The following is a 16438-nucleotide window of genomic DNA, read 5'->3' on the forward strand; positions in this document are numbered from 1 at the left end:
CGCGGCGGAAACGTTGGAAAGGTAAATGAACGCAATGGTGAAAAGAAGGGTGCATGTGGCGGCTGCCGCCATCATCAGCGCCGATGGTCGTGAAGTATTACTCGCCCGGCGTCCGTCCAATGTGGATCAAGGCGGTCTCTGGGAATTTCCCGGTGGCAAGCTGGCACCCTACGAGACCGGCCTGGAAGCGCTGAAGCGCGAGTTGCACGAAGAGCTGGGCGTGGAGATTCGTCGTGCCCAGCCGTTGATTCGCATCCATCATGAATACGCCGACAAGCACGTGTTGCTCGATGTCTGGCAGGTGCATGATTTCGCCGGCGAGCCTTTCGGACGCGAGGGGCAGGCGGTGCGCTGGGTGCCCATGGAAGAGCTGCATAGCTATCCATTCCCCGCCGCCAATCTGCCGATCCTACGCGCGGTGATGCTGCCCACCGAGTACCTGATCAGTGCCGAGGAAGACGACGAGGACGTATTCCTGGAGCGTTTGGAGCGCGCCATGCGCGAGGATAGCGTTCGCCTGGTGCAACTGCGCGCCAAAACGCTGGATGAAGACGCCTATGTGGCTCGGGCCGAGCAGGCGCTGGCCTTGTGCCGGCGTTTCGGGGCGCGCCTGATGCTCAACGGCGAGCCGTCCCTGCTGGAGCGGGTGGACGCCGACGGTATCCATCTGACCAGTGATCGGATGATGAGCCTGGAACGCCGGCCGATCAGCGAGGAGAAGTGGCTCTCGGCATCGACGCATGATCAAGTGCAACTGACCCAGGCCCACCGGATCGGCTGCGATTTCGTCACGCTCTCGCCGTTGCGCACCACGCCCTCGCATCCCGAGGTGGCGCCGATCGGCTGGCACGATTTCCAGCAGCTCGTCGAGCATGCCGGCATGCCGGTCTTCGCGCTGGGCGGCATGACGCGCCATGATGCCAACCATGCGCGGGCCGTCGGCGCCCAGGGCATCGCATCGATCCGCGATTTCTGGAAGTGACCGGCTTCGCCGGAGCTGTAAGCGATAAGCTGTAAGAAAAACCCTCCCGGCGATGCCGCGGAGGGTTTGATGTTTCTGAGGGAGGATCGGCATGCTGCTTCGAGCTTCGAGCTTCGAGCTTCGAGCTTCGAGCTTGTGGGAGACGGTGCTTGCCTCTCGCATCCCGTACGCTTCGAAGCTAGTCCCGGTAGCGTCGCGTCAGGTCACCATAGGCATCGATGCGCCGGTCGCGAAGGAAGGGCCAGATGCGTCGGGTTTCTTCTCCGCGCTCCAGGTCCAGGGTGACCAGCAGGCGTTCAGCCTGTTCGCCGCCATGGCCCAGCAGTTCGCCCTGGGGGCCGCAGATGAAGCTGCCGCCCCAGAAGTCGATGCCCGGGCCGACGCCGGAAAGATCCGCTTCGTGGCCGACCCGGTTGGCCACGATCACCGGCAGGCCGTTGGCCACGGCGTGACTGCGCTGGATCAGTGTCCAGGCGTCCTTTTGGCGGGTCTTTTCGTCATTGTCATCCGGCGGGTGCCAGCCGATGGCGGTGGGGTAGAGCAGCAATTCGGCGCCGGCCATGGCCATCAGGCGGGCGGCTTCCGGATACCACTGATCCCAGCACACCAACACGCCGAGCCGTCCCACCGAGGTGTCGATGGGCGCAAAGCCCTGGCCGCGTTCCGCGTCGTGATCCCCGGGCGTAAAGTAGAACTTCTCGTAGAAGCCCGGATCGTCGGGAATGTGCATCTTGCGGTAGTGCCCGACCCGGCCGTGCTCGCGGTCATAGACCACGGCGGTATTGTGGTAGATGCCCGGGGCGCGGCGCTCGAACAGGGACCCCATCAGCACGATGCCGAGTTCGGCCGCCAAGGCCGCCAGGCGTTGCCCGGTGGGGCCGTCCAACGGTTCGGCCAGCTCGAACAGCTCGGGATCCTCGTACTGACAGAAGTAATGGGTGGCGTGCAGCTCCTGGAGCACCACCAGCTCGGCACCGGCCGCGGCGAGTTCGCGGATACCGGCTTCGCTTTCGGCGAGGCTGCGTGACTTGTCGGGGCAGGCGGCCTGCTGGACGAGGCCGACCTTGAGGGTGCGTGTCATGAGCCTTCTCCTTCGCTGCGGCGCTCGAGGGTGCCGCGTGGCAGTTGCATGGTCAGGCAGTGCAGGCTGCCATGTTGGCGGATCATCGTGGAGGCGTCGATGGGCACGATGTCGCGCTCCGGGAAAGTCGCGGCGAGTGCCGTGAGGGCGAGCGTATCGGCGGCATCGCCGTAGATCGGCACCAGGACCGCGCCATTGATGATCAGGAAGTTGGCGTAGGTGGCAGGCAGCCGGTGGCCGTCCTCGGGATCGAAGCAGGGCGCTGGCCAGGGGAGTGCGACCAGTCGGTAGGGCGAGCCGTCCGCCTGTCGCAAGGCACGCAGCTCGGTTTCCATGGCCGCGAGTTCGGGGTAATGGGGATCGCTGGGATCGTCGCAGCGCACGTAGGCGATGGTAGTGGGGTCGCAGAAGCGCGCCAGGGTGTCCACGTGGCTGTCGGTGTCGTCGCCTTCCAGGTGGCCATGGCGCAGCCAGAGCACCCGTTCGATGCCGAGATCCGCGGCCAGGCGTGCCTCGATGTCTCGTCGGTCGAGGCCGGGGTTGCGGTTGTCGTTGAGCAGGCAGGCCTCGGTGGTCAGCAGGGTGCCTTCACCGTCGGTATCGATGGCGCCGCCTTCCAGGACCAGGTCGCGCGAGTGCAGTGGGCAGGCATAGACACCGGCGGCGTGGAGGCGCCGCGTCAGGCTGTCGTCGCGGGCGGCCTCGAATTTGCCGCCCCAGCCGGTGAACACATAATCCAGCAGCAGGGGCGTACCATTCTGCTCGACGGCCAGGGGGCCATGGTCGCGGGCCCAGGTATCGTCGGCCTCGGCGACGACCAGGTGCAGGCGATCAGCCGGGATGCCGAGCCGGGTGAAGCATTCTGAAAGCCGGCCCCGGGCAGTGACGTCGGGCACGGCGATCAAGACCGTCTGGTAGCGGGCAATGGCGGCCACCAGGCGTTCGAGGCTCGCTTCGATGCGCTCCAGCAAGGGCGCCCAGTCACTGTCGGGGCTGGGCCAGGTGAGTTGCACGGCGTCCTGGGGCGCCCATTCGGGCAACAGGCGATTGGCCATGGGGCTGCCTCATTGAGGTGTCGGAATGCGCGAATGTAGGCTGGCGCAACCGATGATGCAAGGATCGCGCAAATGCAGGGGCGGGGCGATGCACCCTGGACCAAAAACCCTTACCATGAGCGCCCGCCGACAAGGAACGCTGATATGCTGGATCGTCTGCCACTATTGATCGGGTTGCGCTATGTCCGCGCCAAGCGGCGCAACCACTTTATCTCCTTCATTTCCCTGACCTCCATGCTGGGCCTGACGCTCGGTGTGGCGGTATTGATCCTCGTGCTTTCCGTGATGAACGGGTTCGACCGGGAACTGCGGACCCGGATACTGGGCATGGTACCCCACACCCAGATCGAGAAGCCTTCGGGAATGACCGACTGGCAGTCGCTCGCCGAGCAGTTGACGCAGCGCGAGCATGTCATCGGTGCTGCGCCCTATGTAGAGCAGCAAGGCATGTTCTCGGTGGGCGGGCGCAATCATGGTGCCATGGTCAATGGCATCGAACCCGACTGGGAGCGTCGTGTCTCGATCATCGACGAACACATGTCGCGGGGCAGTCTCGACGACTTGGTCCCGGGGGAGTGGAACGTCGTGCTGGGTTCGGTCCTGGCGCGTCAGCTCGGGGTCGGCGTGGGTGACAGCGTGACCTTGCTGGTGCCCGAGGCCTCGATCACCCCGGCCGGTGTCTTCCCCAGGCTCAAGCGCTTCACGGTCAGCGGTATCTTCAGTGTCGGTGCTGACCTGGACGCCAATCTGGCCTATGCCAACATCGAGGACATGCAGACCCTGGCGCGGATGGGCGACGACGTGGGCGGCCTGCGCCTGGAGCTCGACGACCTGTTCAAGGCCGGCAGCGTGACCCAATCGATCATCGACGATCTCGGCGCGGGGTATCGGGGCCTCGACTGGACCTATACGCGGGGCAATCTCTTCCAGGCGATCCAGATGGAGAAGCGCATGATCGCGCTGCTGCTTACCGTGATCATCGCGGTGGCGGCCTTCAACATCGTCTCCACCCTGGTGATGGTGGTCACCGACAAGCACGCCGATATCGCCATCCTGCGCACTATCGGCGCCACGCCACGCTCGATCATGGGCATCTTCATGGTCCAGGGGCTGGCGATCGGCGTGATCGGTATCCTGATCGGGGTGGGGCTGGGTGTGCTGCTGGCCCTGACGGTGTCCGACATCATCGCCTTCGTTGAATCGACCTTCGGCATTCACTTCCTCGACGCAGGCGTCTATTTCATCAGCGAGCTGCCCTCGCAGCTGATGTGGTCTGATGTTGGCAACATCATCGCGGCGGCCTTCGTCCTGACCTTCCTGTCGACGCTTTATCCAGCCTGGCGCGCCGCCAGGGTTCAACCCGCGGAGGTGCTGCGCTATGAGTGACACGGCCATGACTCGAGACACGCTGGCAGGTGAGGTGATGCTGGAGTGCCGCGAGCTGACGCGGATCTACCAGGAAGGCCCGCAAGACCTTACCGTGCTGGACTCGTTGGAACTGGAGGTGCGGGCCGGTGAGCGGGTCGCCGTGGTGGGGAGTTCAGGGTCGGGCAAGACGACCCTGCTCAATTTGCTGGGCGGGCTGGATCGGCCCAGCCATGGCGAAGTGCGGGTCGCCGACAAGGTACTGCATACAATGAGCGATGCGGCTCTGGGCCGCTTTCGCAATCGCCATATCGGTTTCGTCTACCAGTTCCACCACCTGCTCGCCGAGTTCACCGCCCTGGAGAACGCCGCCCTGCCGTTGATTGTGCGCGGTCAGCGCAAGAGAGAGGCCGAAAAACGGGCCATGGAGATCCTGGCGCGGGTCGGCATGCGCGAGCGGGCCGCCCACAAGCCCGGCGAACTGTCCGGTGGGGAACGCCAGCGCGTGGCCATCGCCAGGGCCCTGGTGACCGACCCGAGCCTGGTGCTGATGGATGAGCCGACCGGCAATCTCGATCAGTCGACGGCGTCGAGTATCCTGGCGCTGATGGATGAGTTGTCAGCTACGGCGGCGTGCGCCTTCGTCATCGTGACCCATGATCCGGGCCTGGCTGCGCATCAGGATCGTGTTCTGCGTCTGGATGGTGGCCGCCTGACCGACGAAGCATCCTACGACTGACCCCACCTTTCGGGACCGGCCCGCCCGCCGGCCGGTCCATTCGCCGGAGCTGCCGCCGCCTCGAGGCACGGCGCTTCCAACTGCGTACCACCTGCCAGCGCCATAGTAGCCGAATGATCAGGCTGCCGGCGATGCCACAGATGACTGCTGCCACCAGCGAGCCGAGTGCCAGCGCCGGCAGGATGTCGAGCATCTGCTCGGCGACCCAGCGGGTTGATAACTCCTCGGGTGCCGCGCGTACGGGACCGTCCAGCAGCCAGGCGCCGAGCCGGTAGTTGCCGTAGAAGATCACTGGCATGGTCAGTGGGTTGGTGATCCACACCAGACCCACGGATAGCGGCAGGTTGGCGCGCATGAGCCAGGCGCCCAGGGCCGCCAGGGCCATCTGGCCGGGAATTGGCAGCAGAGCGCAGAAGAGCCCCACGAAGAAGGCATTGGCCACACTGCGCCGGGACAGCATCCACAAGGTGGGATTGCCGATCAACTGGCCCATGAAGCGCAGCGAGCGTTGGCGCCTGAGCGTATCGGGGTGTGGCAGGTAGCGCTGAAGGAGTCGGCGCGGCATGACGATAGGCTCGCGGCTTCGAAACTGGGGCTATTATCCATATAAGCTGTGTATCTCGCTACGCCGCCCTGTGGGGTGGCGCGATCCGCGCGGGTGTCGTAGGCCGAGCAGGGACGATGAGATGAGACAGGGATGGGCCATGCCCCTGGCACTGGCTAGCCTGGCGGGCGTGGCGACGGGGGCGCTGGCCACGACGGCGCTGCTGCAGGGACTGGGTGTCGCTGCCCTCTGGTGCCTGGTATGGCGTCGTGGGCGCGAGAGCCTGCTTTTGGTCGTGGTAATGCTCGTCGCTGTGCGGATCCTGCTGGTGGCGGGCGGTGAACTGGCTCCCGGCCTGAGTCGGCAGGACGTGCGTCTCGACGCACGAGTGCTCGACGTCTCGTCTCAGGCAGGGATGGCGCGCCTCGATCTGTCGGTCGATGCCTGCCGGCCGCTGACGCCGGGCCTGCCGGACTGCGATGCCCTTGCTCGGGTACGCTTGAGCGTCTACCGGGGGCCCGACATCCAGGTGGGGGAGCGCTGGCGACTGACGGCCCGCCTGAGGCCGCCCTCCGGGGCCGCCAATCCCGGGACCTTCGACTATCGTGGCTGGCTCTGGCGAGAAGGCATCCAGGCCACCGGCTATCTGCGCCAGTCTCCGGCGCCACGCCGATTGGCCGAGGCCGATGTATCGGTGCGCCGACTGGCGCTGGCGCATCTCGACGAGCAGGAGCTGGCGCCACGCCCCTCGCGTTGGCTGGCGGCCCTGACCCTCGGCGCGGAGCGGCGGCTCGAGACGCGGGACTGGGAACTGCTCAATGCCAGCGGCACCACCCATCTGGTGGTGATCTCCGGTCTGCATATCGGCCTGGTGGCCGCCTTTGCGCTGGGCCTGTCGCGTCTGCTGGCCCGTTGTCTGATGCCGGGGCGCTGGCGCATGGCAATCTGGCCCTGGTGGTCCGCAGGCATGGCCGCCGCTGGTTATGCGGTCCTGGCGGGGCTGGAAGCGCCGGCCATGCGCGCCCTGGTCATGGCCCTGGTCGGTCTCTGGGTCGCCAGCGGTCGTCACGCGCCGGGTGCCTGGCAGGCCTGGTGGTTGGCGTTGGCACTGATCCTGCTGCTCGATCCGTTGTCTGCCTGGCGCCCGGGATTGTGGCTCTCCTTTCTTGCCGTGGCACTGTTGATCCTTATCTGGCAGGGCCGGTCGAGACCGCGCGGCGTGCGGGGGTGGTGCCTGGCGCTGATACGTACCCAATGGCTGCTGGCGCCGCTCATGGCGGCGGCCGTGTTGCTGGCGTTCGGGCGGCTCGCGCCGGCTGCACCGCTGGTCAACCTGATCGCCGTGCCGCTGGTCAGCGCCCTGATGGTGCCCCTGGGGCTGGCGGGCTGGTTGTTGGCCTGGGTGCCGCCGCTCTCGATGGCGTGCTGGACCCTGTTCGCTGGTCTGGCCCAGGGGCTGGCCTCCGTCCTGGAAGCCGTCGTGGCGCAGCTGCCGCTCTGGCAACCGTCGCCGGAGCAGCGCTGGCCACTGGCCATCGGTCTGGGCCTGGTCAGCGCGCTCTGGGCCTTGCCGGGGCTGGATCGACGCTGGCGCGCGGTTGGAACACTGCTGCTGGTAGCCGGCTCCGCGTGGCTGCCGGTGGTGGAGCCTGAGCGAGGCACTCTCTGGGCGCGGGTGTATGATGTCGGCCAGGGGCAGTTGGTGGAATTGCGCACTACCCACTATCGGGCCCTGGTGGACACCGGGCCGCGCTTTGGTTCCGGCTTCATGCCGCTCGAGACCCTGTGGGCACCGGGGCAGGCATTCGACGACGTCATTGTCAGCCATGGCGATCAGGATCATGCCGGTGGCCTGGCGGCTCTGGAGGCCGAGCACGACGTTGACCGTTACCTGGCGCCGCCGGGCGAGACCTTGCCGGTTACAGCCGATGCCTGTCGAGCGGGGCGTGCCTGGCAACGCGATGGCGTCGAGTTCCGCTTCCTGTGGCCTCCGCCGCGGGTCGGTGGGTTGTCCAGCAATGATCGCTCCTGTGTCCTGCTGGTCACTGCCGGCCCTCATCGCCTGTTGATTCCCGGCGACGTTGGTCGCCGGGTGGAGCGCAGCTTCCTGGGCGCCTTGACGGAGCCGGTCACGGTGCTGGTGGCGGGGCATCACGGCAGTCGTACCAGCTCCGGGCCTGCCCTGGTGCGTCGACTGGCGCCCGGCTCGGTCATCTTCAGTGCGGCGCGTGGCAGTCGCTTCGGCCACCCGGCATCCGAGGTGGTGCGGCGTTTCCGGCTGGCCGGTAGCTGCCTGTGGAGTACCGCCCAGGACGGCGCCTTGACGCTGAGGCTGGGCGAGCGCGACGATCCGGACATCAGCGCTGCGCGGCCGCTGTCATGGCGGCCTGGCGGTGTCGGCCGGGACTGCCTTGCGTTAGAATCGCCTGCATCGATACCGGGCTTGCCCGTGCCGACATCCACTGAAGCGGAGACACCGTGATCGAACATTCCGGCTGGACCCTCTACAAGCGTCTGCTGGGTTACGTCAGGCCGCACTGGCGGGCCTTCTCCCTGGCCATCGTGGGCTATGTGCTCTATGCCGCATCGAGCACGGCGCTGGCCGAGATGATGAAGCGGCTGATCGACGGCATCCAGGATCCGGATGCTGCCTTTCGGCTCTGGCTGCCCCTGTTCGTGGTAGGCATGTTCGCCTTCCGGGGGCTGGGCACCTTCCTCGGCACCTATTTCATGAGCAACGTGGCGCGCAATCTGGTGCATGCCCTGCGTTGTGATGTCTTCAATCACATGCTGCACCTGCCCGGGCGCTTCTTCGACTCGCATTCCTCCGGGCACCTGATCTCGCGGGTCACCTACCATGTGGAGCAGGTGACCGGTGCGGCCACCAAGGCGATCACCATCCTGCTGCGCGAAGGCCTCTTCGTGATCGGGTTGATCATCTACCTGTTGTGGACCAACTGGATGCTGACGCTGCTGTTTCTCGCCGTGACGCCGATGATCGGCGGCGTGGTCAGTTACGCCAGCAAGCGCTTTCGTCGTATCTCTCGGCGTATCCAGCGCTCCATGGGCGATGTGACCCATGTGGCGTCCGAGGCGTTGTCCGGTTATCGGGTGGTACGCACCCACGGCGCCGAGGCCTATGAGAAGGCACGCTTTGCCGAGGCCAGCGAGGTCAACCGTCGCCAGAGCATGAAGGAGGCCCTGACCAAGGCCACCAGCACGCCGGTGATCCAGTTGATGGTGGCCCTGGCGCTGGCATTGCTGGTGTGGCTGGCCATGTCGCCGGCGTTGATGGCGGACATGACGCCCGGCGAGTTCGTGGCCTTCATCACCGCCGCTTCGCTGATGGCCAAGCCGGTACGCCAGCTCACCGAAATCAATGCCACCGTGCAGAAGGGGATCGCCGCGGCCGCCGAGCTTTTCGGCCTGCTCGAGGAGGAGCCCGAAGAGGACCTGGGCGATCGGGAGCCGGGGCGTCTCGATGGCCGGGTGCGTTTCGAGGACGTGCATTTCGCCTATGGCGAGGATCAGCCTGAAGTGCTCAAGGGCATCAATCTTGAAGTGTCGCCGGGCGAGATGGTTGCCATCGTCGGTCGCTCGGGCAGCGGCAAGTCGACCCTGGTGGGCCTGCTGCCACGTTTCTACCATCCCACGGCGGGACGTATCCTGATCGACGATGTGCCCATCGAGACATACCGACTGGCGCCGTTGCGGCGTTGCGTTGCCCTGGTCTCCCAGCAGGTCATGCTGTTCAATGCGAGCATCGCCGACAACATCGCCTATGGTGTGGAGAATGCCGATCCGGCCGCCATCGAAGCCGCCGCCCGCGCGGCCCATGCCCACGAGTTCATCGAGAAGTTGTCGGAGGGCTACGACACTGTAGTGGGAGAGAATGGGGTCATGCTGTCGGGAGGGCAGCGTCAGCGCTTGGCCATCGCCCGGGCGATCTTCAAGGATGCGCCGCTGCTGGTGCTGGACGAGGCCACCTCGGCGCTGGATACCGAATCGGAACGCTACATCCAGTCGGCCCTGGAAGAGGTGTGTCGTGATCGCACCACCTTTGTGATCGCTCATCGCCTGTCGACCATCGAACGCGCCGACCGCATTCTGGTGATGGAAGCCGGCGAGATCGTCGAGCAGGGCAATCACGCCGAGCTGCTGGCCCGGGATGGCGCCTATGCGGCCCTGCATCGCCTGCAGTTCCGGGAGAGCGAGCCGGCATGACGTCGCTCGCCGAGCGCTGGCTGGAAGCCGCTTACAATGGCAAGCGCTGGCTCATGGCGCTGCGCCCCCTTGAGGCACTCTATCGAGGCGTGATGCGTCGCCGGGCGGCCGCCTACGCCGATGGCAGAAAGGCCGTCTGGCGTGCACCGGTGCCGGTTATCGTGGTGGGCAACATTACGCTCGGCGGGACCGGCAAGTCGCCGCTGGTGGCCTGGCTGGCGCGTTATCTCACCGAGGCGGGCTGGACACCGGGCATCCTGTCGCGTGGCTATGGCGGCCGCTCCGAACGCTATCCGTTGTATCTCGAGGCGGATACGCCGGTCGCCGAGAGCGGTGACGAGCCACGCATGTTGGCCGACCAGACCGGGTGCCCCGTGGTGGTTGATCCGGATCGACCGCGCGGTGGTCGTCGCCTACTGGAGGCGGGCTGCGACATTCTGATCAGCGACGACGGTCTGCAGCATCTGGCGCTGGGTCGTGACCTGGAAATCGTCGTGGTTGATGGCCAGCGAGGCCTGGGCAATGAACGGTGCCTGCCGGCCGGGCCATTGCGCGAGCCCGCCGAGCGTCTTGCCACGGTGGATGCGGTGATGATCAACGGCCGAATGCGACGACCGGTACCGGCTGCCGGCCATGCCATGCAGCTGACACCCGTTGCCTGGCGAGCCCTGGACGACGGCCGTCGAGAGGCGTTGTCGCCACTGCCCTTCGTCGGGTCGGTGCATGCTCTGGCCGGCATCGGGCGGCCGGCGCGTTTTTTCGAAACCCTGGGTGAACTCGGCGTCGAGTTCGAGGCCCACGCCTTCGGTGATCACCATCGGTTCACCGCCGTCGACCTGGCCTTCGACGACGAGCGGCCGGTGGTGATGACCGCCAAGGACGCGGTCAAGTGCCGGGGGCTGGTGACCGGGGCCTGGAGCCTGGATGTGGAAGCGGTCCCCGAACCGGCGTTCGTCGACTGGCTGGCCAGGCGCCTGGCGACGTTATGAAATCCAGTGCCATCCTCTTAAGGGCGGCACAAGGACGTGCCGCCGCCGGACGACAGGCCGGCGCGAGCCCACCCCACGCCAGCAGATTCACCTATCTGCGCCCGCGTGGGAGGGCGACAATCGAAGCGATCAGGATGATCGTTTGATTGCCAGGTGAATAAACGGCCGACGAAATCGCTCATGGAGGCGACGACATGGACAAGGAACTGCTGGCGATGCTGGTGTGCCCGCTGTGCAAGGGCAAACTGAAATACGACCGTGATGCCGGCGAGCTGCTGTGCCGTTACGATGGCCTGGCGTATCCCGTGCGTGACGGGATACCGGTCATGCTCCCCGAGGAGGCCAGACAGATGGACGTCGACGAGAAACTGCCGGCGTCTCCCGGACACGACGGCGAGACCTGAGGGGGAAGCATGCAGGATTTCATCGCCGTGATTCCGTCGCGTTTCGCCTCCACGCGCCTGCCGGGCAAGCCGCTGCTGGATATCGCCGGAGAGCCGATGATTGCTCACGTCTGGCGTCGCGCCTGTGCCAGTGCCGCCACTCGGGTGGTGGTGGCCACCGACGATGAGCGCATCCGCACCGCTTTCGATGGCCTGGATGCCGAGGTGGTGATGACCCGGGGTGACCATCCCTCGGGAACCGACCGTCTGGCCGAGGTGGCCGAGCGGCTGGGATTGCCCGACGACGCCGTGCTGGTCAATGTCCAGGGCGACGAGCCCTTGATTCCCCCGGCCCTGATCGATCAGGTGGCCATGCGGCTGTTCGACGATCCCGACGCTTCCATTGCCACCCTCGCCGAGTCGATCACCGAGATTGAAACACTCTTCGATCCCAATGCCGTGAAAGTGGTGCGCGCGGCGTCGGGCAGGGCGCTCTACTTCTCGCGGGCGCCAATCCCCTGGGACAGAGATGCCTTCGCCGAGCGCCCCGAGTTGCTGTCGACCGATGCCTGGCTGAGGCATATCGGCATCTATGCCTATCGCGCGAGCTTTCTCGCCGAATACCGTGACTGGGCGCCGTCACCCCTGGAACAGCTCGAACAGCTCGAACAGTTGCGCGCCCTGCATCATGGCCACGCCATCCAGGTCGGCCTGGCGCGGGAACCCAATCCGCCCGGCGTGGATACCGCCGCGGATCTCGAGCGGGTTCGCGACTGGCTGAGCGCCGAGGGAGGAACGTCATGATCCGCGTACTCTTCGTCTGTCTCGGCAATATCTGCCGCTCGCCTACCGCCGAAGGCATGTTTCGCCGCCTGCTCGAAGAGGCCGGTCTGGCCGATCGCGTCGAGGTCGATTCCTGCGGGGTTGGTCCCTGGCATGTCGGGGAAGCGCCCGATCCGCGGGCGCGCCGGGCGGCAACACGGCGTGGCCTGGATATCGACGGGCTGCGTGGACGGCAACTCGAGGCGGCCGATTTCGAATGCTTCGACTACCTGCTGGCCATGGACGAGGATAACCTTGCCGCCCTGCAGGCCCAGTGTCCACCGGAGTGCCGGGCGCATATCGACCTCTTCCTGGCATTCGCCGGCCTGCCCGACACGCCGGTGCCCGATCCCTACTTCGGGGGCGAGCAGGGCTTCGAAGACATGATGGATCTGCTGGAGGCCGCGTCGCGGGGCCTGCTGGACAGCGTGCGCGAGCGTCTGGAGGCATCCTCTTGAGCCTCGAGTTGCATCGCGACCATGATCTGTCCCGTCTCAATACGCTCGGCCTGCCGTGTCGTGCCGAGCGCTTCGTTGCGCCATCGTCTGCGGCGCAATTGACCGAGGCCCTGGCTCTGGCCAGGCAGGAACGCCGAGCGCCCTTGTTGCTCGGCGGCGGCAGCAACGTGATCCTGCCGGCTTCCTTGACGGGCCTGGTCATCCAGCCGGCGATGGCGGACTGGCGACTGGAAGAAGCCGACCGGCAGGTGCGGGTTCATGTCGATGCCGGCGTGGTGTGGCACGACCTGGTGATGTCGCTGGCCCGGCGCGGCCTGTGGGGCATCGAGAATCTGGCGTTGATTCCCGGCCACTGTGGTGCGGCACCGATCCAGAACATCGGTGCCTATGGCGTGGAGCTCCACGAGGTGCTGGAGGCAGTGCGCGTGATATCGCTGGAGGATGGGCGCGAGACGACCATGGCGCCCGATGAGTGCGATTTCGGCTATCGCGACAGCATCTTCAAGCGCGAACTGGCCGGGCGGGTGGCGATCACCGGGCTCGTCCTGCGGCTTTCCCGCCATGCAGCGCCGCGTCTGGCGTATGGCGACCTGGCGCAGCGCGTTTCGGCGAATCCTTCATCGCAAGAGGTGGCCGAGGCCGTCAGTGCTGTGCGACGCGAGAAGCTGCCGGACCCGGCCCGGCTGGGCAATGCCGGAAGCTTCTTCAAGAATCCCGTCGTATCGCCCGAGCGTGCCGAGGCGTTGCGCGCTGCGTATCCCGACATGCCGCAGTTCCCCCAGTCTGGTGGTGTCAAGCTGGCAGCGGGCTGGCTGATCGACCGCTGCGGCCTGAAAGGCTGGCGTTGCGGGCATTTCGGCGTCCATGACCGCCAGGCCCTGGTGTTGGTGCATCATGGCGGCGGCAGTGCCGAGGAATTGCTGGAGGTGGCCGCCGAGGTCGCCGAACGGGTCCGAGAAGCCTTCGGTGTCACGCTCGAGCGGGAGCCGCGCTTGGCGACAGAAATGGGCGAGATGGGGTAACCCATACACTGGATGGCTTGCCTCCGGTGAGCTTTCCTGTGTCCCTGCTAGCCTTAGCCTATTGTTCTTCTTTTCTTCTTTTCTTCTTTTCTTCTTCCTATTGCTCCTGTTCTTCCTGTCGCTTCCCTTCCCCATTCTGAAAGGTCAGAAAATCTTCCTCCTCGATATGTTCATCCAGGAAGTCGAGAAAGGCGCGTACGGCGGGCAACAGCCCGCGGCGTGATGGAAATACGGCGTGCAGGATGCCGCCGCGAGGTTCCCAGCCGGGCAGTACATCGATCAGGTCGCGGCGCTTCAGATCGTCATGGCCGACCAGCATGGCCAGTTTGACGACGCCGTGGCCTGCCAGGGCGGCCTGGTGAAGCGTCTCGGCACTATCGGTGACCAGGCGTGGATGATGTGGGATCCGGGCCGTCGCGCCCTCGGGACCGGTCAGGTCCCAGACATGCTGCTTGTCGTATTGCTCGAAATCCAGGCTGGGCAACTCTCGAAGATCGGCGGGGGTTCTCGGGGCAGGGTAATGCTCGAAGAGGCCGGGAGCCGCCATCAGTCGCTGAGGGCTGCTGGCCAACACTTTCATGGTCAGGTCACTGTCCTCCAGAGGCGGAAAGCGTATCCGGATCGCTAGGTCGAAGCCCTCCTTGATCACATCGACGCGTCGGCTGGTGGCTTCCACCTGCACGTTGACGTGTGGGCAATGGCTCATGAAATGAACCAGCAGCGGTGTGATCAGGTAGTGCAACACGCTGGGCGAGCAACTGAGCCGTACCGTGCCTCGTGGCTGTGCATGGTTGCGCTCGATCAGTTCTTCGGCGGCCTCGGCTTCCACCAGCATCGCGACACAGTGCCGGTAATAGGCCTGGCCGAGCTCGGTGACGGAGAAGCGTCGTGTCGAGCGGTGGATCAGCCGGGTTGCCAGACGCTCCTCGAGCTGGATGATGCGTCGGCTGAGTTTCGACTTGGGAATGCCGAGCACCCGGCCGGCGGGGGCGAAGCCGCCGTGGTCCACGACCTGAACAAAATAATAGAGATCGTTGAGGTCTTGCATAATGTCGTCCTGAAAATGGGACGGTCAGTCTCGAAAAAGCCGTCTACCTGGATCATCGTTCATATATTAGCCTTCTGAGCATCGAGGTTCGGTACCTCCTTACGACACAGGAGCCTGACGATGATGAAGAAGATCCAGGGGCTATACGGTGCGCCACGCGGGCACTGGGTTGGAGACGGCTTCCCCGTGCGTTCCTTGTTCACCTACGACCGCATGGGGGCGCAGCATCTCAGTCCCTTTCTGCTGCTTGATCATGCTGGGCCTTATGAGTTTCGTCCAGCCACCAAGCCTCGGGGTGTGGGAGCGCATCCCCATCGCGGCTTCGAGACAGTCACGCTCGTCTATGCGGGAGAACTCGAGCACCGGGACTCCTCGGGTGGCGGCGGCCGCATCGGCCGAGGGGATGTCCAGTGGATGACAGCCGGTGCCGGCATCGTCCACGAGGAATCCCACTCTCGAGACTTCACGGAACGTGGCGGCCCGCTCGAGATGGTGCAGCTATGGGTCAACTTGCCCGCCCGGGACAAGGATGCTCCGCCAGCTTATCAGACCCTTGTAGAGGCGAGTATTCCTCGCGTATCGCTGGGGCAGGGGAAGGGGCATGTCCGCATCGTGGCTGGTGACTTCTCGGGGCAGCGGGGGCCGGCCAGGACGTTCACTCCCATCAACATGTGGGATATCCGGCTTGCGGCCGATGGCGACGCGACGTTGCCCGTGCCCGAGGGCCATACGACCCTGCTGGTGGTGCTGGAAGGTACCGTGTTGGTCAATGGCGACACGGTCGTGCGTGACGAGGCCGTGGCGGTCTTTGAGCGTCGGGGCGATGAAGTGCAGCTCGAAGCCAACAACGATGCCAAGCTGTTACTGCTGAGCGGTGAGCCCATCGACGAACCTGTCGTGGGCCATGGTCCCTTCGTCATGAACTCAACGGAGGAAATTCACCAGGCCTTCACGGAATTCCAGGACGGCCAGTACGGCGTCCTGAACGACTAGCGGCCAGATCGCTAGTGTTTTGCCCGGTAGCCCACCAAGGCTATCGGGCGTCTCAACCGCAAGAGGAGTGTGAGCATGTCCTTTACCTATCAGCGATTGAACAAGGATGATGTGGCACTGTTGATGGTGGATCATCAGGCGGGTCTGTTGTCCTTGGTGCGTGATTTCAACCCGGATGAATTCAAGAACAGTGTGCTGGCACTTGCCGATATCGCCAAGTTCTTTGACATCCCGACCATCCTGACCACGAGCTTCGAGGATGGTCCCAACGGCCCCATGGTGCCGGAGCTCAAGGAGGCGTTTCCAGATGCGCCCTACATTGCGCGTCCAGGGCAGATCAATGCCTGGGATAACCAGGACTTCGTCGATGCCGTCAAGGCGACCGGCAAGAAGCAGTTGCTCGTTGCCGGGGTCGTGACCGAAGTCTGCGTATCCTTCCCGGTACTCTCCGCGCTGGAGGAGGGCTATGAGGTCTTCGTGGTCACGGATGCTTCCGGCACCTTCAACCTGACGACGCGGGACGCAGCCTGGAACCGCATGTCTCAGGCCGGAGCCCAGTTGATGACCTGGTTCGCGGTCGGTGGCGAACTGCATCGTGACTGGCGCAATGATATCGAAGGGTTCGGGGGGCTCCTGGCTGGCCATCTGCCCGCCTACTCCAATCTCATGCAGAGCTATGCTCAACAGACGGCATCCTGATCCTGAGATGTCGGGCCCGGCCCTTCAGGGTCGG

Annotated in this window: 16 protein-coding genes; 12 read left to right on the top strand and 4 right to left on the bottom strand. The window is 65.2% G+C overall.

The annotated features are described in order from the left end of the window. Nucleotides 1-34 precede the first annotated feature (34 nt). Complete coding sequence (locus FZZ93_RS13810) at nucleotides 35-982, top strand: Nudix family hydrolase (RefSeq protein ID WP_149322941.1); 948 nt, start codon at nucleotides 35-37, stop codon at nucleotides 980-982. Between the two features lie 178 nt (nucleotides 983-1160). Here FZZ93_RS13810 and FZZ93_RS13815 read toward each other — a convergent pair whose 3' ends face one another. Together FZZ93_RS13815 and FZZ93_RS13820 are read right to left on the bottom strand one after the other, a co-directional pair. Next, complete coding sequence (locus FZZ93_RS13815; RefSeq protein ID WP_149322902.1) at nucleotides 1161-2063, bottom strand: carbon-nitrogen hydrolase; 903 nt, start codon at nucleotides 2061-2063, stop codon at nucleotides 1161-1163. After that, nucleotides 2060-3118 carry an agmatine deiminase family protein gene (locus FZZ93_RS13820; RefSeq protein WP_149322903.1) on the bottom strand — a complete coding sequence of 353 codons (1059 nt, stop codon included), beginning with the start codon at nucleotides 3116-3118 and terminating at the stop codon, nucleotides 2060-2062. Before FZZ93_RS13820 ends, FZZ93_RS13815 begins: the two co-directional genes overlap by 4 nt. Before the next feature lie 144 nt (nucleotides 3119-3262). On the opposite strand from FZZ93_RS13820, the gene FZZ93_RS13825 reads away from it, so the two are divergent. Continuing rightward, nucleotides 3263-4504, top strand: a complete 1242-nt coding sequence (locus FZZ93_RS13825; RefSeq protein WP_149322904.1) for a lipoprotein-releasing ABC transporter permease subunit — start codon at nucleotides 3263-3265, stop codon at nucleotides 4502-4504. Then, complete coding sequence (locus FZZ93_RS13830) at nucleotides 4497-5222, top strand: ABC transporter ATP-binding protein (RefSeq protein WP_149322905.1); 726 nt, start codon at nucleotides 4497-4499, stop codon at nucleotides 5220-5222. Before FZZ93_RS13825 ends, FZZ93_RS13830 begins: the two co-directional genes overlap by 8 nt. On the opposite strand, the gene FZZ93_RS13835 is transcribed toward FZZ93_RS13830, so the two are convergent. After that, nucleotides 5128-5787, bottom strand: a complete 660-nt coding sequence (locus FZZ93_RS13835; protein WP_149322906.1) for a DUF2062 domain-containing protein — start codon at nucleotides 5785-5787, stop codon at nucleotides 5128-5130. The two genes, FZZ93_RS13830 and FZZ93_RS13835, sit on opposite strands and share 95 nt — an antisense overlap. A 121-nt stretch (nucleotides 5788-5908) precedes the next feature. Here FZZ93_RS13835 and FZZ93_RS13840 point away from each other — a divergent pair, with 121 nt between their 5' ends. The 7 genes from FZZ93_RS13840 (at nucleotide 5909) to murB (ending at nucleotide 13664) form a co-directional block, all read left to right on the top strand. Beyond that, entirely contained in the window at nucleotides 5909-8248 is a 2340-nt protein-coding gene (locus FZZ93_RS13840; RefSeq protein ID WP_149322907.1) for a DNA internalization-related competence protein ComEC/Rec2, read from the top strand. Then, nucleotides 8248-9990, top strand: a complete 1743-nt coding sequence (gene msbA / locus FZZ93_RS13845) for a lipid A export permease/ATP-binding protein MsbA (RefSeq protein ID WP_149322942.1) — start codon at nucleotides 8248-8250, stop codon at nucleotides 9988-9990. The genes FZZ93_RS13840 and msbA overlap by 1 nt, the downstream gene beginning before the upstream one ends. Further along, nucleotides 9987-10979 (top strand): tetraacyldisaccharide 4'-kinase, encoded by a 993-nt coding sequence (gene lpxK / locus FZZ93_RS13850; RefSeq protein ID WP_149322908.1) that lies wholly within the window; start codon nucleotides 9987-9989, stop codon nucleotides 10977-10979. The genes msbA and lpxK overlap by 4 nt, the downstream gene beginning before the upstream one ends. Nucleotides 10980-11173: 194 nt before the next feature. Further along, a complete protein-coding gene (locus FZZ93_RS13855) occupies nucleotides 11174-11383 on the top strand; it encodes a Trm112 family protein (RefSeq protein ID WP_149322909.1) in 210 nt (69 codons plus the stop codon). 9 nt (nucleotides 11384-11392) lie between these two features. Continuing rightward, complete coding sequence (kdsB, locus tag FZZ93_RS13860) at nucleotides 11393-12166, top strand: 3-deoxy-manno-octulosonate cytidylyltransferase (protein ID WP_149322910.1); 774 nt, start codon at nucleotides 11393-11395, stop codon at nucleotides 12164-12166. Further along, nucleotides 12163-12642 carry a low molecular weight protein-tyrosine-phosphatase gene (locus FZZ93_RS13865; protein WP_149322911.1) on the top strand — a complete coding sequence of 160 codons (480 nt, stop codon included), beginning with the start codon at nucleotides 12163-12165 and terminating at the stop codon, nucleotides 12640-12642. Before kdsB ends, FZZ93_RS13865 begins: the two co-directional genes overlap by 4 nt. Beyond that, nucleotides 12639-13664, top strand: a complete 1026-nt coding sequence (gene murB / locus FZZ93_RS13870; RefSeq protein ID WP_187774539.1) for a UDP-N-acetylmuramate dehydrogenase — start codon at nucleotides 12639-12641, stop codon at nucleotides 13662-13664. The genes FZZ93_RS13865 and murB overlap by 4 nt, the downstream gene beginning before the upstream one ends. 97 nt (nucleotides 13665-13761) lie before the next feature. Here the strand turns inward: murB and FZZ93_RS13875 are convergent, their stop codons facing one another. Beyond that, nucleotides 13762-14712, bottom strand: a complete 951-nt coding sequence (locus FZZ93_RS13875) for a LysR substrate-binding domain-containing protein (protein WP_149322913.1) — start codon at nucleotides 14710-14712, stop codon at nucleotides 13762-13764. 120 nt (nucleotides 14713-14832) lie between these two features. On the opposite strand from FZZ93_RS13875, the gene FZZ93_RS13880 reads away from it, so the two are divergent. Together FZZ93_RS13880 and ycaC are read left to right on the top strand one after the other, a co-directional pair. Further along, nucleotides 14833-15705: a pirin family protein gene (locus FZZ93_RS13880; RefSeq protein ID WP_246146223.1), complete on the top strand. Its 873-nt coding sequence runs from the start codon at nucleotides 14833-14835 to the stop codon at nucleotides 15703-15705. Nucleotides 15706-15780: 75 nt separating this feature from the next. Continuing rightward, entirely contained in the window at nucleotides 15781-16404 is a 624-nt protein-coding gene (gene ycaC / locus FZZ93_RS13885) for an isochorismate family cysteine hydrolase YcaC (protein WP_149322914.1), read from the top strand. Nucleotides 16405-16438 lie beyond the last annotated feature (34 nt).

This window comes from Halomonas eurihalina (assembly GCF_008274785.1).
GTDB classification, from domain to species: domain Bacteria; phylum Pseudomonadota; class Gammaproteobacteria; order Pseudomonadales; family Halomonadaceae; genus Halomonas; species Halomonas eurihalina.

Excerpts from the sequence above, each read along its gene's own strand:
- FZZ93_RS13855 (WP_149322909.1), top strand. The coding sequence starts at position 11,174 with ATGGACAAGGAACTGCTGGCGATGCTGGTGTGCCCGCTGTGCAAGGGC.
- ycaC (WP_149322914.1), top strand. The coding sequence starts at position 15,781 with ATGTCCTTTACCTATCAGCGATTGAACAAGGATGATGTGGCACTGTTG.
- FZZ93_RS13820 (WP_149322903.1), bottom strand. The coding sequence starts at position 3,118 with ATGGCCAATCGCCTGTTGCCCGAATGGGCGCCCCAGGACGCCGTGCAA.
- FZZ93_RS13865 (WP_149322911.1), top strand. The coding sequence starts at position 12,163 with ATGATCCGCGTACTCTTCGTCTGTCTCGGCAATATCTGCCGCTCGCCT.
- FZZ93_RS13840 (WP_149322907.1), top strand. The coding sequence starts at position 5,909 with ATGAGACAGGGATGGGCCATGCCCCTGGCACTGGCTAGCCTGGCGGGC.
- FZZ93_RS13875 (WP_149322913.1), bottom strand. The coding sequence starts at position 14,712 with ATGCAAGACCTCAACGATCTCTATTATTTTGTTCAGGTCGTGGACCAC.
- FZZ93_RS13835 (WP_149322906.1), bottom strand. The coding sequence starts at position 5,787 with ATGCCGCGCCGACTCCTTCAGCGCTACCTGCCACACCCCGATACGCTC.
- FZZ93_RS13825 (WP_149322904.1), top strand. The coding sequence starts at position 3,263 with ATGCTGGATCGTCTGCCACTATTGATCGGGTTGCGCTATGTCCGCGCC.
- FZZ93_RS13815 (WP_149322902.1), bottom strand. The coding sequence starts at position 2,063 with ATGACACGCACCCTCAAGGTCGGCCTCGTCCAGCAGGCCGCCTGCCCC.
- FZZ93_RS13810 (WP_149322941.1), top strand. The coding sequence starts at position 35 with ATGGTGAAAAGAAGGGTGCATGTGGCGGCTGCCGCCATCATCAGCGCC.
- lpxK (WP_149322908.1), top strand. The coding sequence starts at position 9,987 with ATGACGTCGCTCGCCGAGCGCTGGCTGGAAGCCGCTTACAATGGCAAG.
- FZZ93_RS13880 (WP_246146223.1), top strand. The coding sequence starts at position 14,833 with ATGATGAAGAAGATCCAGGGGCTATACGGTGCGCCACGCGGGCACTGG.
- kdsB (WP_149322910.1), top strand. The coding sequence starts at position 11,393 with ATGCAGGATTTCATCGCCGTGATTCCGTCGCGTTTCGCCTCCACGCGC.
- FZZ93_RS13830 (WP_149322905.1), top strand. The coding sequence starts at position 4,497 with ATGAGTGACACGGCCATGACTCGAGACACGCTGGCAGGTGAGGTGATG.